This is a genomic window from Janthinobacterium sp. J1-1 (assembly GCF_030944405.1).
Taxonomy (GTDB): Bacteria; Pseudomonadota; Gammaproteobacteria; order Burkholderiales; family Burkholderiaceae_D; genus Janthinobacterium.
On the sequence record NZ_CP132339.1, the window covers coordinates 2,310,873 to 2,324,981 of the forward strand.

At 62.2% G+C, this 14,109-nt stretch carries 15 protein-coding genes and 1 other RNA gene; 8 read left to right on the forward strand and 8 right to left on the reverse strand.

Features of this window, described 5'->3' with window-relative positions; all coding sequences use genetic code 11:
* Position 1 precedes the first annotated feature (1 nt).
* A complete protein-coding gene (locus Q8L25_RS10490) occupies positions 2–568 on the reverse strand; it encodes a GNAT family N-acetyltransferase (RefSeq protein ID WP_308924769.1) in 567 nt (188 codons plus the stop codon).
* Positions 569–666: 98 nt separating this feature from the next.
* Between Q8L25_RS10490 and Q8L25_RS10495 the strand changes: the two genes are divergently transcribed.
* The 3 genes from Q8L25_RS10495 (at position 667) to Q8L25_RS10505 (ending at position 4,225) form a co-directional block, all read left to right on the forward strand.
* Complete coding sequence (locus Q8L25_RS10495) at positions 667–1,194, forward strand: PadR family transcriptional regulator (RefSeq protein ID WP_308924770.1); 528 nt, start codon at positions 667–669, stop codon at positions 1,192–1,194.
* The gene (locus tag Q8L25_RS10500) at positions 1,191–2,441 is read left to right on the forward strand and encodes an MFS transporter (RefSeq protein ID WP_308924771.1); all 1,251 of its coding nucleotides are present in this window, start codon (positions 1,191–1,193) and stop codon (positions 2,439–2,441) included. The genes Q8L25_RS10495 and Q8L25_RS10500 overlap by 4 nt, the downstream gene beginning before the upstream one ends.
* Before the next feature lie 113 nt (positions 2,442–2,554).
* A complete protein-coding gene (locus tag Q8L25_RS10505) occupies positions 2,555–4,225 on the forward strand; it encodes a S41 family peptidase (protein ID WP_308924772.1) in 1,671 nt (556 codons plus the stop codon).
* A 24-nt stretch (positions 4,226–4,249) separates the two neighbouring features.
* On the opposite strand, the gene Q8L25_RS10510 is transcribed toward Q8L25_RS10505, so the two are convergent.
* From Q8L25_RS10510 to groES, 3 genes are all read right to left on the reverse strand, one after another.
* Entirely contained in the window at positions 4,250–4,747 is a 498-nt protein-coding gene (locus Q8L25_RS10510; protein ID WP_308924773.1) for a hypothetical protein, read from the reverse strand.
* 184 nt (positions 4,748–4,931) lie between these two features.
* Positions 4,932–6,581: a chaperonin GroEL gene (gene groL, locus Q8L25_RS10515; protein WP_065307518.1), complete on the reverse strand. Its 1,650-nt coding sequence runs from the start codon at positions 6,579–6,581 to the stop codon at positions 4,932–4,934.
* Positions 6,582–6,633: 52 nt separating this feature from the next.
* Complete coding sequence (groES, locus tag Q8L25_RS10520) at positions 6,634–6,924, reverse strand: co-chaperone GroES (protein WP_065307519.1); 291 nt, start codon at positions 6,922–6,924, stop codon at positions 6,634–6,636.
* A gap of 509 nt (positions 6,925–7,433) precedes the next feature.
* Between groES and Q8L25_RS10525 the strand changes: the two genes are divergently transcribed.
* From Q8L25_RS10525 to Q8L25_RS10545, 5 genes are all read left to right on the forward strand, one after another.
* Positions 7,434–8,183 (forward strand): hypothetical protein, encoded by a 750-nt coding sequence (locus Q8L25_RS10525; RefSeq protein ID WP_308924774.1) that lies wholly within the window; start codon positions 7,434–7,436, stop codon positions 8,181–8,183.
* 129 nt (positions 8,184–8,312) lie between these two features.
* The gene (locus Q8L25_RS10530) at positions 8,313–8,576 is read left to right on the forward strand and encodes a DUF904 domain-containing protein (RefSeq protein WP_308924775.1); all 264 of its coding nucleotides are present in this window, start codon (positions 8,313–8,315) and stop codon (positions 8,574–8,576) included.
* Entirely contained in the window at positions 8,576–8,887 is a 312-nt protein-coding gene (locus tag Q8L25_RS10535) for a cell division protein ZapA (protein WP_308924776.1), read from the forward strand. Before Q8L25_RS10530 ends, Q8L25_RS10535 begins: the two co-directional genes overlap by 1 nt.
* Positions 8,888–8,963: 76 nt before the next feature.
* Positions 8,964–9,141: non-coding RNA, 6S RNA (gene ssrS / locus Q8L25_RS10540), on the forward strand.
* Between the two features lie 70 nt (positions 9,142–9,211).
* Positions 9,212–9,676: an EVE domain-containing protein gene (locus Q8L25_RS10545; protein WP_308924777.1), complete on the forward strand. Its 465-nt coding sequence runs from the start codon at positions 9,212–9,214 to the stop codon at positions 9,674–9,676.
* Here the strand turns inward: Q8L25_RS10545 and Q8L25_RS10550 are convergent.
* From Q8L25_RS10550 to Q8L25_RS10565, 4 genes are all read right to left on the reverse strand, one after another.
* A complete protein-coding gene (locus tag Q8L25_RS10550) occupies positions 9,673–10,533 on the reverse strand; it encodes a MurR/RpiR family transcriptional regulator (protein ID WP_308924778.1) in 861 nt (286 codons plus the stop codon). The two genes, Q8L25_RS10545 and Q8L25_RS10550, sit on opposite strands and share 4 nt — an antisense overlap.
* 185 nt (positions 10,534–10,718) lie before the next feature.
* Positions 10,719–12,233: a GGDEF domain-containing protein gene (locus Q8L25_RS10555; protein ID WP_308924779.1), complete on the reverse strand. Its 1,515-nt coding sequence runs from the start codon at positions 12,231–12,233 to the stop codon at positions 10,719–10,721.
* A 95-nt stretch (positions 12,234–12,328) separates the two neighbouring features.
* Positions 12,329–13,159, reverse strand: a complete 831-nt coding sequence (lgt, locus tag Q8L25_RS10560; RefSeq protein ID WP_308924780.1) for a prolipoprotein diacylglyceryl transferase — start codon at positions 13,157–13,159, stop codon at positions 12,329–12,331.
* An 11-nt stretch (positions 13,160–13,170) separates the two neighbouring features.
* Positions 13,171–14,076 (reverse strand): LysR family transcriptional regulator, encoded by a 906-nt coding sequence (locus tag Q8L25_RS10565; RefSeq protein WP_308925699.1) that lies wholly within the window; start codon positions 14,074–14,076, stop codon positions 13,171–13,173.
* Positions 14,077–14,109 lie beyond the last annotated feature (33 nt).

Below are 14,109 nucleotides of genomic sequence, written 5' to 3' on the forward strand. Positions count from 1 at the left end.
CCTATTTCGCAGGGATTTGTAAGGGTTTGATTTTCAGAAAGACACTACTTTGTGGCACTTTCGCGGCAGGCACGGCAGGGCGCGGCAGCAGCAATTGCAGGTGCAGCATGCCGTCCTGCGGCGCGGCGCCATCGAGCACGAAACCGCACGCCAGATACAAGGTCAACGCCGCCTGGTTGTCCTGCGCCACGGCCAGCCGCACTGTGGCCAGCTCCGGGATGGCGCAGGCGTGTTCGACGGCCGCCTGCACCAACTGCCGGCCCAGTCCCTGGCCGCGCGCCGGCGGCGCCACATACACGCCCCACAGGCTGGCTTTGTCATGCACCACCGCGATCGCTTCGCGACGCAGGCCCGCCATGGCGATCAACTGCGCATCATTAAAAATGCCAAATATTATTTGGTTCTGGGTAGGCTGCAGGCGCTGGCGCATCTGTGCCATCGGCAAGCTGCTTTCCAGCGCATGCGTGGTGCAAAAGGCGGCCGGCAGTTCGGCGATGCCGGCCAGGCGCAGCGCGCGGTAGGCGGGCGCGTCGTCGGGGGCGAGGGGGCGGACGGGGAAGGCGGGCATGCACCGAGTATCGGGTGTTGCGGCCGGAAAGTAAACCTTGCGATCTGGTCCTTGTTTGCATAAGATATATCTTATTGCGATATATCTTAAGGAATGCCATGAGCTCTTTGTTCCGCCCCACGCCCTTGCCCCAAGCTGCCCGGCCCGGTGATGACAGCGGCGCCGGCGCCAGCGCGCGTGGCCCGAAAATGTTTGATTCCGGCACCTTGCGCTATCTGGTGCTGCAACTGATCGCCGACCAGCCGCGCCACGGCTACGACATCATCAAGGCGATCGCCCAGCGCGCCGGCGGCGCGTATGCGCCCAGTCCCGGCGCCATCTATCCGCTGATGCACGGCCTGGTCGGCCAGGGCCATGTTGCCGTCACGCTGGACGGCAACAAGAAGCTGCACAGCATCACGCCCGAGGGGCAGGCCTTCCTGGACGCCAACCGTGCCTATGTCGACGCCATCGCCGCGCGCATCGCATCGTCGCCGGAGCAGTGTGACGACCTGCGCCATCTGATGCATGAACTCAAGACGATGGTGATCGCGCGCGCGCATGCGGGCGAGCCGGGGCAGGCCAGGCTGGACGCCATCCGCGCCATCTTGCGCCAGGCGCGGCGCGATATCGAGGAGCTGGCATGACGTCAGCTCCTCATCCGACACCCTTGCTCGATCCGGCGCGTGAACGCTGGATGTTGTGGCTGCTGGCGCTTACGCAATTCACGGTGATCATGGATTTCATGGTGATGATGCCGCTGGCGCCGCAGCTGATGCAGGCTTTCGATATCGGTCCGGCCGCCGTCTCGGGCGCCGTGTCGGCCTATGCCTGGTGCGCCGGCCTGTCGGGCTTGCTGGCCGCCACGTATATCGACCGCTTTGACCGCAAGCGCCTGCTGCTGGTCATGTTCTGCCTGTTTACCGTATCGAACCTGGCGTGCGCACTGGCGCCGAACTTTCATGTGCTGCTGTGGTCGCGCGCATTCGCCGGCCTGACCGGCGGCGTGCTGGGCGCCATCACCATGGCCATTATCGGCGACGTGATTCCCGCCGAGCGGCGAGGCGCCGCCACCGGCGTGGTGATGACTTCGTTTGCCATGGCGGCCATCGGTGGCGTGCCGATCGGCGTGGTGCTGGCCGCGCATTTCGGCTGGGCCTCGCCGTTCTTCCTGCTGGTGCTGCTGTCGCTGCTGGTGTGGCTGGGCGCGGCGCGCGTGCTGCCGTCTTTGCGGTCGCACCTGGCTGGCACGCCCACGCCGCTGCGCGAAGTGCTGCCGAACCTGCTGGCGCTGTTGCGTGAACCGCGCCATGTGCAGGCGTTTGCCTTATCTGTGGTGAACATGACGGCCGGCATGCTGCTGATTCCGTTCATCTCGCCTATGCTGGTGGGCAACCAGGGCCTGGCGCCGCTGGACGTGACCTGGGTGTATCTGGCGGGCGGCTGCGCCACTCTGGTGACGGCGCGCATGGTGGGGCGCTGGGCCGACCGGGCCGGCAAGCAGACGGTCTACCGCTGGATGGCACTGTTCTCCATCGTGCCGATGCTGCTGATCACGCATTTGCCGCAGCTGCCCTTGCTGGCGCTGATGCTGGTGTTTCCGCTGTTTATGGTATTTGTTTCGGGCCGCACCATCCCGCTGCAGGCGCTGCTGACGACCATCCCCGCGCCACAGCAACGCGGCGCGTTCCTGAGCGCCAATTCGGCGCTGCAAAGCGTGGGCAATGGCCTGGGGGCGTGGCTGGGCGGGCTGACCCTGCATACCGACGCGGCCGGCCATATCAGCGGCTATGGCATCAATGGCTGGATCGCGGCGGGCTTGTCGCTGCTGACGGTGTGGTGGGCCGCGCGCGTCAGCGGCGCGGCGGGGCCGGCGGCAGTGACCATGCGGTAAAGCATGGTTATAAAGCGTGTATTTTTGATAGTTTTTTGCCGCTACACTCCAGGCTGGTTAAAAACGGAAAAAACATGCGCCCCCATTCCCTCTCGCTCTGTGTCCTGATATGTATGTCTTCAATTGCCATGGCCGCGCCAGGCAAGCCTCTGGAACGCGCCGGTGATCAGAAAGCGTACTTGCAGGGCAAGCGCAATGCAGTGCAGGACAGCATCAATGAAAGCTCAACACCAGGGCAGTTGCGCGCGGCTGCGGCGCGCTTTGAAGGTATTATTGCCGAACTGGACCAGCCTGCCATGCGCGACCTTGCCAATGGCTCCACTTACCTGCGAGCCGAGCGTCTCAACAATCTGATTCCGCTGGCCGAGGTCTACCTTCGCCTCGGCATGAAGGACCAAGCCCTGGAGGCGCTGGAGCAGAGCCAGCGCTCGAGCTGGCTTCCGGTCCCATTCGACCAGGCGCCGGCCTTCGAGGGTTTGCGCAACGAACCTCGTTTCGCGGCAATCAACGCCCGGGCCCGGCTTGGAACGACCATGTTCGATACGCCAACCCTCGCTGCGGGCGACAAGGAAAAACTGAGTGTCGAAGAGCGTATCGCCGGATTGTCCCTGTTCTGGCACGAAGCGCGCCAGCATTTCGTGTATTTCGACCATGTGCCGGACCTGGACTGGAACAAGGTCTACCTCGACTACTTGCCCAAGGTGATGGCGGCGCAAACCACGCGCGACTATTATGAGGTCCTGATGCGGCTGGCTCCCTTGCTCCAGGACGGGCACACGAATATCTATCCGCCGGAGGCGTTGACCAGCAAGTACTATTCCCGTCCGCCGATCCGGACCGCCCTGGTCGAAGACAAGGTCGTGGTGGTCCAGGTCCGCAGCCCATCGCTTGAAAACATCGTCAAGGTGGGCGACGAGATCGTGGCGATCGATGGCCTGGCCGTGAAGGCGTACGCGCAGCAAAACGTCGCGCCGTTTGTGAGCAGTTCTACCCCGCAGGACAAAATCGTGCGCACCTATACCTATCAGCTGCTCGCTGGCGATGCCGCCAAGCCGGTCCATCTTTCACTGGTGGGCGCTGACGGCGTGCAACGCGATACCAGCGTGCGGCGTAGTGGCTACCAGGATGTTGGCAAGTCGCCGGAGTTTGAGTTCAAGCTGCTCAAGGACAATGTTGCCTATATCGCGCTGGACCATTTTGAAAGTGATGCCGGTGTCCGGGCATTTGAAAAAGCATGGCCGGCTATCCAGAAAGCAGCGGCATTGGTGATTGACGTCCGCAACAACGGCGGCGGGTCAACCGGGTTCGGCCACCAGATACTGCGTCACTTGAGCAACCAGCCTGTCAGGGGTTCCGCCAGTTATGTTCGGCTGGACGATCCTGTGATGCGGGCACAGCATGGTAATTCCGTGCATTGGCTGCGCCTGGATGGCGATGCCGGTGAGCACCCACGCAACGCACAAGTGTTCACCGGTCCCGTCGCCGTGCTGGCCGGACCGCGCAGCTTTTCCGCGGCCGAGGACTTTCTGGTCGCCTTTGACCAGCTTCAGCGTGGGTTGATTGTCGGCGAGGCATCTGGCGGCAGCAGTGGCCAGCCACTGAGCTTTGAACTGCCCGGTGGCGGCATGGCGCGCATCTGCGTCAAGCGTGACACCTACCAGGACGGCCGTGAGTTCGTGGGCAAGGGCGTCATGCCGCACATCGAAGCGCGGCCCACGCTGCAAAGCGTGCGCACCGGAGAAGATCCGGTACTGGCCGCCGCATTGTCGGCCCTGGCGCGCTAACGCCGGTCGGTGGGCCGACCCGGCCTAGTTGGCGACGCGGTTCATCGGCGCGCTTTCCTTGCGCCAGCGCTCCAGGCTCAGCAATTCCCCTTCGGCCGTGTCTTCCACCAGGATGCGCTTGCCGTCTGGCGTGACCAGAAAGCTCTCCCAGCGGTGCGCCGCATCGGGCGCGTTTTCAAAAAAGCTCAGTTGAAAATAGGCCTGGCCATCGACCAGGCGCTGTTCGGGCGCCGTTTCCATCACCGCGCCATGTGAACGCCCGCCCGAGGCTTTTTCGATATGCGCCGACCAGGCGCGGATTTCCGGCAGCGCCAACAGCGCATTGACCGCCTTGTCGTCAGCCTGTGCGGCGGGCGCCTCCTGCATCGCCGGCGCTGTCGAGCTTGACGGCGGCTGATACACATAATAAGCGCCCAGTGCGGCGGCCAGCAGGCCGGCCAGGATGCCGGCGGTAATGGCGGTTTTGGAAGACGAGGCGCGTGGCGGCATGGTGGCGAACAAGAGGTGGATGATGGCGGCCATGCTAAAGCAAAACCGGGGCGCGGGCAATCGCCTGTTGGCGGCAAAAAATGGACGAAAAAAAGCCACCTTCCGTGGAAGATGGCTCTCGGGGTTGCCGCAGATAAAAGAGCAGCTTTTGGCCTGCCAGTGATCATGCGGCGATGCGGCCCGGCGACGCCGTCGCCTGCGCGCCGGGCCGCAGGGGTTACATCATGCCGTCCATGCCACCCATGCCGCCCATGCCACCCATGCCGCCGCCCATGCCGCCGCCTGCTTTGTCGTCAGCGATTTCGCAGACCATGCAGTCGGTTGTCAGCATCAGGGAAGCGATCGAAGCGGCGTTTTGCAGCGCCGAACGGGTCACTTTGGCTGGATCCAGCACGCCCATTTCGACCATGTCGCCATAGGTGCCGTTGGCGGCGTTGTAGCCGTAGTTGCCCGAGCCAGCCAGTACGGCTGCCACGACGACCGACGCTTCTTCGCCGGCGTTCTGCACGATCATGCGCAGTGGCTCTTCCATCGCGCGCAGGACGATCTTGATACCTGCGTCCTGGTCCGGATTGTCGCCCTTGACCGTGATGTTGGCGCGTGCGCGCAGCAGGGCTACGCCGCCGCCTGGCACGATGCCTTCTTCGACGGCAGCGCGGGTCGCGTGCAGTGCATCTTCAACGCGGGCTTTTTTCTCTTTCATTTCGACTTCGGTGGCTGCGCCAACCTTGATCACGGCAACGCCGCCAGCCAGTTTGGCCACGCGCTCTTGCAGTTTTTCACGGTCGTAGTCCGAGGTCGCTTCTTCGATCTGCACACGCACTTGTTTCACGCGTGCTTCGATCGAGGCAGCTTCGCCGGCGCCGTCGATGACGATGGTGTTTTCCTTGCCCACTTCGATGCGCTTGGCCTGGCCCAGCTCTTCCAGCGTGACTTTTTCCAGGGTCAGGCCGACTTCTTCGGCGATCACTTGACCACCGGTCAGGACAGCGATGTCTTCCAGCATGGCTTTGCGGCGGTCGCCGAAGCCTGGTGCTTTCACTGCGCAGGTTTTCAGGATGCCGCGGATGTTGTTCACAACCAAGGTAGCCAGTGCTTCGCCTTCGATGTCTTCCGCGATGATCAGCAGTGGACGGCCAGCTTTGGCAACTTGTTCCAGTACCGGCAGCAGGTCACGGATGTTCGAGATTTTCTTGTCGCACAGCAGGACGAATGGATTGTCCAGGATGGCAACTTGTTTCTCTTGGTTGTTGACGAAGTACGGCGACAGGTAGCCGCGGTCGAACTGCATGCCTTCCACGATGTCCAGCTCGTCGTTCAGCGACTTGCCGTCTTCCACGGTGATCACGCCTTCTTTGCCGACTTTTTCCATCGCTTCAGCGATACGCTCGCCGATCGAGTAGTCCGAGTTGGCCGAGATCGCGCCAACCTGGGCGATTTCCTTGGTGGTGGTGCAAGGACGGGCGATTTTTGCCAGCTCTTCAACCGTTGCAGCGACAGCCTTGTCGATGCCGCGCTTCAGGTCCATCGGGTTCATGCCGGCGGCAACGAACTTCATGCCTTCGCGCACGATGGCTTGTGCCAGCACGGTCGCGGTGGTGGTACCGTCACCGGCGTTGTCGCTGGTGCGGGAAGCAACTTCCTTGACCATTTGCGCGCCCATGTTCATGAGCTTGTCTTTGAGTTCGACTTCTTTCGCTACCGATACGCCGTCCTTGGTGACGGTAGGGGCGCCGAACGAGCGCTCCAGAACCACGTTGCGGCCTTTCGGGCCCAGGGTCACTTTGACTGCGTTGGCGAGAATGTTCACGCCTTCGACCATCTTGGCGCGCGCTGCGTCGCCGAATACTACTTCTTTAGCTGCCATGTTCAATTCTCCAGAAATTTCGGAATAGATCTATTTAAAACGTGGAAACGAATTACTGAACGACGATCGCCATGATGTCTTCTTCGCGCATGACCATCAGTTCCTGGCCATCGACCTTGACGGTCTGGCCGGCGTATTTGCCGAACAGGACGCGGTCGCCTACTTTGACATCCAGAGGACGGACTTTGCCATCGTCGAGAATCTTGCCATTGCCTACGGCAAGGACTTCGCCTTGATCCGGTTTTTCAGCAGCTGCATCAGGAATGATGAGGCCGGACGCAGTCTTGGTTTCCTGGTCGAGGCGTTTGACGATGACGCGATCGTTCAATGGGCGCAGATTCATACAAAACTCCTTAAAGTTCAATGGATAAGTGTTGCTCGATCCTGGCCAGCCCGGCATCGTGCCAGGCCCGCTGTCGACCGACCGCCGTATCGAGGAATCAATAACGGCATGCAACGAATCAAGCAAACCTCGATCGTCCCGTGCCTGTCCGCCTCTGGCGGGAATGCGCTGCGGCGTCGCCCACCGCGCGTACTCCTTGCCGAAAGCTGGCAAGCATCGGTATGTCATGAGGATTGCTACGAAAGAGTTTGTTAGCACTCTCTACTAACGAGTGCTAATTATAGGGACGGCAGGGGGCTTATTCAAGGGGAACATATATATACACGATCCGTGCAAGTGGCATTCGGGCTGGGGTTTGCGCTGGCGCAAGCCATCTTCCCGGGCGTCAGCGGCGGATGCGACTCTAGCATGGCCTGGGCGGCAGGGCTGTTCCTGTACACACAGGAAACATTGCATCGCGATCAAATTTGCTAAGATGATCAGTATTGCTTATCAAACACTTCACTATCATGCCTACCTTGTTTTCCCGTCATGCCCTTTGCCTGTCCCTCGCCGCCTTCGGCCTGGCCTGTTCCGGCCATGCCACCGCGCAAACTTTTCTCGACGAACTGACGGTGGTGAGCCTGCCGCCACAGGACAAGGAAGCGCTGATGAATGAACTGTTCAACGATTTGAACAAGGACGACGACGACCAGGAAGCGCATGTGTGGGACAACGCGGGCGCGAAGGCGGCCACCATGCAAGCCGTCTACAGCTTCAGCAATTCCGGCATGACCGAACACAGCCTGAAGGCGCATGTGTGCCGCGACCTGAAATTCGTCGTCACGGCCGGCGGCAGGACGCAGGACCTGAGCCGGCGCACCTGCTCGCAAAACAGCGGGCGCTGGGATATCCAGGGCAAGGATGCTCCGCCCGTCACTTATCCGCCCTTCCTGTCCGACGTCACGGTGGCCACGCTGAACGCGCAGGAAAAGAAGGATCTGCTCAACGCGGCCGTGCGCACCCTGAAGGACGAAGAGGATGGCAAGCGCCGGCAGTGGAGCAACCAGGGGCTGGGCAACAATGTTCCCCTGCGCGTGAGCCTGACGCCGTCCGACACGGGAACCAAACCCGGCAGTTTTACCACTTGCCGCGACCTGACCATGGTGTTCGACGGTAAAAACGGCAAGCAGGAACTGCGCCGCCGTTCCTGCGAAAACCGCTATGGCACGCTGGACATCGAACCGGACTACGAAGAGCCCGCGCAAAGTGGTCGTTAATACATCAGAAATAGTGACGTGATGATAAAAAGCATGTATTTACCGGCAACTACGCGTATTGATGTAATTATGTGTGTCAGCAACGTGATTCGATTGACGCCCGCATGACCTGCGCCCTATAGTGGCGGGATGATTTCCGAATTCAACGAATTATCCGACAAAATCGGCCTGCTGGCCGAAATGACCCATGCGCTGCGTCGTGAAAACGCGCAACTGCGCAAGGACAATGCCGCCCTTGCCGCGGAGAACGCGCTGTACGTGCAACGCATGCGCGAGGCGCAGGAGCGGGTCGAGGCGCTGCTGGAAAACATTCCGCAACTGGTGCAGGCGGGCCTGGAACAGGCCGCCTCCGAAGCCATGGCCCAGGCGGCTGACAACGGGAAGGAAGCGTAATGTCGCGTGTCGATGTCAATATCATGGGCCAGTCGTACAGCATGGTCTGCCGCGATGGCGAAGAGCGCGCGCTGCGCGAAGCGGCCATTTATCTGGACAGCAAGATGAAGGCCATCCGCGACGCGGGCAAGGTCAAGGGCAATGACCGCATCGCCGTGCTGGCGGCGCTGGGCGTGGCGGCGGAATTCTTGTCCGTCAAGTCGCCGCAAGGGCCGCTGTCCGAGCTGACCATCATGGAAGTGAAGCAAAAAATCTCGGCCATGCACATGGTGTTGGACAGCGCGCTGACGCCCCAGGAAAATTTATTTTAAGCAGCGCTTAAGTGCCCGGGCCGCGTTTTCTGTACGAATTCCCTTTGCGATGCGCGGACTAAGGAGTAAACTTCGGCCTACCCTGCGGTGTTCGCGATTGCCATATATTCCTTGAACCATTTATGCGCATCGGTTGCGAATTTTGTTTGATGGGAGTGAGCGTCGCTCGTTCGACGAACCCGAAATTGAACTAACGTGACCACCTTGAACCGTTTGGTTCGGGATGCCGGCATAGCGGCACAGGCGGGGCCTAATACAGAAAAAACGGTTGCGGCATGACGATGCGCAGCCGTTTTTTTACGTCCGCAGTGTTCAGGGGAAGACATGAAGCAATACTGGTTGATGAAATCCGAGCCCACCGAAGTGAGCATCGATGACCTGATGGCCGCGCCGCAGCACACCATGCCCTGGTTCGGCGTGCGCAACTACCAGGCCCGCAACTTCATGCGTGACGGCATGCGTGTAGGCGACGGCGTGCTGTTTTATCACTCCAGCTGTGCGCAGCCGGGCGTGGTGGGCGTGGCCGAAGTGGCCAGCACGGCCTATCCCGACCACAGCCAGTTCGAAAAAGACGGCCATTACTTCGACCCGAAAGCCACCCAGGAGCAGCCGCGCTGGGTCAGCGTCGACGTGCGCGGCCTGAAAAAGACGGCGCTGCTGCCGCTGTCCGAACTGCGCCAGATGCCGGCGCTGGAAGACATGCTGCTGTTGAAAAAAGGCAGCCGGCTGTCGATCACACCCGTCACGCCGGCGCAGTGGAAGGCCATCCAGGCACGCCTGAAGGACTAGTCGGGCGCCTGCGTGCCCACTTCCTCGATATCGATTTCCATGCGGTAGGCCAGCGCGATGAACAGCGCCTGGCACAGGCAGATGGTGCCGGTCAGCGAGCGGAAGGCAAAGGCGCTGCCTTCGGTCACTGTCAGCAGGGCGTCGGCGCTGCGCGCCAGCGGCGCCAGCGTGCTGTCGGTGATCACCAGCGTCTTGGCGCCATTGTCATGTGCCATGCGCGCGCACTCCAGGGTTTCCTTGCCATACGGCGCGAAGCTGATGGCAATCGCCACGTCGCCTTCGCGCACGCTGCGCATCTGGTCGCGGTGGCCGCCACCCAAGCCTGTCACCAGGTGCACGCGCTTGCTGGTGTGCTGCAGGGCGTAGGCGATATACGAGGCCACCGGAAACGCGCGCCGCACGCCGACCACATAGATATTGTCGGCCTGCTGCAGCAAGGTGACGGCCGCGTCGAGCTGTTCGTCATCGAGGCCGGCCGCCAGTTCATCGAGGCCGCTGCGGCTCGCGCCGATGAATTCGCGCGTCAGGTCGCCCGTGCGCACCTTGCTGTCGCGCGAGGAAATAAGCTTGCGGATGCGCTGGCGGTAATTAGGCGCGGCGCGCGCCTGGTCGGTGTAGGCCTGGCGGAACACGTCCTGCATTTCGCTGAAGCCGGAAAAGCCGAAGCGCTGGGCGAAGCGCACGATAGCCGACGGCTGCACGTCGCAGGCGGCGGCGATGTCGCTGATGCGCTCGAGCATCAGGCTGGCGCGATTTTGTTCGATATGCTTGGCGATCAGTTTCAACTGGCGCGACAGGCTGTCGTATTCATCGACGATTTGCTGCATTAGCTGGTCGATTGCGGCTGCTTGTGCCATCTCTTTACTCTCTTGTCAGGGTGACTGGTGTCGCACCTTGCCTGGCAAGGCAAGGGCACGGGCGTCGGCCCGGAGTAAATTATAGAATCGAATACCGAAAATGAAAAGGATTTTCTAATTTTTCAAATTTAGAAAAAATTATTTCAAGATCCTGCCTTGTGCCTGGTTGTGCATGTCGGCGTGATTCACTCCATCCACTCTTGCTCGATGCGGTTGCGGCCATTGTGCTTGGCGCGGTACAGGGCCTGGTCGGCGGCGGCCAGCAGCTGTTCCGGCGCGTGAGCGGCGCCACTGACCGTGCTGAGCGCCAGGCCGATGCTGGCCGTCACCTTGCCACCGCGTTGGGGCGCGTGGTTGATCGCGGCAGCCGCGATGGCTTCCTGCATTTTTTGCGCCACCGCCAGCGCGCCAGGCTGGCCGGTAGCGGGCAGGATGGCGGCAAATTCCTCGCCACCGTAGCGCGCCACGAGGTCGCTGGCGCGCGGCAGCGCCGAGTGCAGGGCGGCGGCGATTTTCACCAGGCAGGTGTCGCCGTAGGGATGGCCCAGCTCGTCGTTGATGCTCTTGAAGAAATCGATATCGATGATCAACAGCGCCAGCCCGGTGCCGTTGCGGTTGTTGCGCTGCCATTCCAGCTGCAAGGTCTGGTCGAAGCAGCGCCGGTTGGCGATGCCCGTCAGGCCGTCCGTCAGCGACAGCTTTTCCAGCTTGTCAAGCGCGGCCCGCAAGTCGTTCTCGCTTTGCATGTAACGGCTTTGCAAGGTGGCCGAGCGCAGCGCGTGCACGGCCAGCGCGACGAACAGGGCGGTGGCGGCCAGGTAAAAATGCTCGCGCATGATGACGAACCCCAGGCCCAGCAAGGACGCCGTGAAAAAGATCGGGCTGAAATTGTCGATCAATAAGGTCAGTTGCTGGCGCGGCCGCGGTATACGCGTTTCTTCCCGGCCAGGCACGGTGGTCGAGGCCAGCGCTGCCAGCAGCAAAAAGGGCAGCACCGGCAGCAGTTCGGCCAGGCCGGCGCTCTCGATGGCATGCAGGGTCAGGTAGTTATAGCTGCCGGCGCAAATGCCATAGCACCACAGGAAGCTGGTGAGCAGCAGGTAGAAGCGTCCCTGCTCGCCATCGGCGCGGTGGGCCAGCAGGCGCAGGCTGGCGCAGCAGGCCAGCACCAGGTTTTCCACGTGGTACGTCACCACCAGCAGTTCGATCGGTATCGGCGCGGCCGAGCGCCGGTCAAATGGCGAGACGTTGAAGATGGCCGTATAGGCCAGGTAGCCGGCTAGCAGGATCTGCACGGCGTCCAGCCATTGCAGCGTGCGCGATGGGCGCTGCTCGCCGATAGAGGAGATCGCCAGCAGGATGGGGGCGCCGTACATGAAGTAGGCGAAGTCGGAAAAATAGGTGGCGCGCGAGGCCACCAGGTCGCTTATGTCCTGCCAGGCCGACAGCGTCATGCCGCTGGTCCACAGCAGCATGGCCGCCGCCAGCAAGGCCCAGCCATTGCGCGCCACGCCCGGCGCGCTAAGCCAGGCGCAGCGGCAGCAGGCCAGCAGCGCCAGCGCCGGCGCAAGTGTGCAGAACAGATAGGAGACGGCTTCGGCATGGCTGCCGGCCAGCGCGGTCATGCCGGCCTGCAGCAGCAGGTAGGCCGGCACCAGCAGTATCCACAGCAGAGGCTTGCGTTGCACGGCTTGCATCATCGTGACTCCCGGGGTGATCGTATCGCCGAGGCTGGCAAAACTATGATACTGAACTCCGGAAGTCAAGTCTATCTATCAGGAAACATTGATCCTGATCAAGCGTCGGCGATGCGGGCCTTGCTCGGCGGCGTGGCCATGATGCGGCTTTTGTACGACCACACCAGCAGCAGGATGGCGCCGACGATCATCGGCAGCGACAGCATCTGGCCCGAGGTGATCGGTACGCCGAACCAGACGACTTCCCAGTCCGGCGTGCGGAAGTACTCGGTAAAGAAGCGGGCGCAGCCATACAGCAGGGTGAACATGGCGCCGACCGCCACCCGCGGATGGGGCTTGCGCGCAAACAGCCACAGGATGATGAACACCAGGATGCCGTCGACCAGCATCTGGTAGAGCGGCGATGGGTGCACGGGGTAGGCAATGCCGGGCCACTGCATGGCCCATGGCAGTGTCTCGGGGGCGATGCGGCCCGGCAGTTCGGCGTTGATGAAGTTGCCCAGGCGGCCGGCGGCGTAGCCCAGCGGCACCAGCGGCGCGATAAAGTCCAGCACGTCGAACAGGTTGCGGCCCGCCTTGCGGCCCCACAAGTACATGGCCAGGATCACGCCCAGGAAGCCCCCGTGGAAGGACATGCCGCCATGCCAGACCATGAAGATCTCGAGCGGGTTGTGGAAGAAATATTCGGGACGGTAGAACAGCACTTCGCCGAGGCGCCCGCCGATCACCACCCCCAGCATGCCGTAGAACAGCATGTCGTCGAGGTCCTCCTTCTTCCAGCCCAATGCAAAGATATGGGGCTGTTTGATGCGTACGCGTCCCAGCGCGATAAACAGGGCAAAGGCCAGCACATACATCAGGCCATACCAGTGTACGGCCAGCGGGCCGATCTGGATGGCGATCGGGTTGGGCATCGGGTGGATCAGCATCGGTATTCCTTCTAAAAATCAGGCAGGGTGCCGCGCAGCAGGGTCAGAAAACCCTGCAGCACGGGCGAAGTATTGTCGCGGCGCCAGGCAAGCCCCGTCTCCACCAAGGGCGTTGGGTCTTGCAGCGGCCTGTATTCTACGCCGGGGCGCATCAGATTCGACACCGATTGTGGCACAAGCGCGATGCCCATGCCAGCCGAGACCAGGCTGACGATGGTTTGCATCTGGATCGCCTGCTGGCCGATCAGCGGCGTGATGCCGGCCGCGCGAAAGACGCCCAGGATGGCGTCGTGCAGCGCCGGCGAAATGGCGCGCGGGAAAATGATCAGGGGCAGCGCCGGCACGTCGCGCAGCCGCAGGGGACCTGGCGTGTTCAATATGGCCAGCCCGGCCGGCGCGGCCAGCACCAGCGGTTCGGCCAGCACCGGCAGGTAGTCGAGCGCCAGCCTGGCCTTGTCGGGCAGTGGCGGGATCAACAGGCCGGCGTCGATGCGACCGGCCAGCAGTTCGTCCAGCTGCAAGTCCGAGGTCGCTTCCTGCAGCTGGATCTGCACCTGCGGGTAGCTGGTTTGATAAGCGCGCAGCAGCGGCGGCAGCACGCTGTAGTCGGCCGACGAGACAAACGCCAGCGACAGCCGGCCCGCTTCCCCTTGCGCCGCGCGCCGCACCAGCGCCGGCAGGTCCTGCGCTTGGGCCAGCAGCCGGCGCGCCTCGGGCAGCAGGGCGGTGCCGGCCGGCGTCAGGCTCACTTCCCTGCGCGTGCGGACAAACAGCGGCGCGCCCAGCAGCTCTTCGAGTGCCATGATGGTTTGCGACAGCGGCGGCTGCGTCATGTGCAGGCGCAGCGCGGCGCGGCCGAAGTGCAGTTCCTCGGCGACGGTGACGAAATAGCGCAGCTGGCGCAGCTCGAGCGGCATCATTGATATGTATTTCCATGTTGAACAATTGCT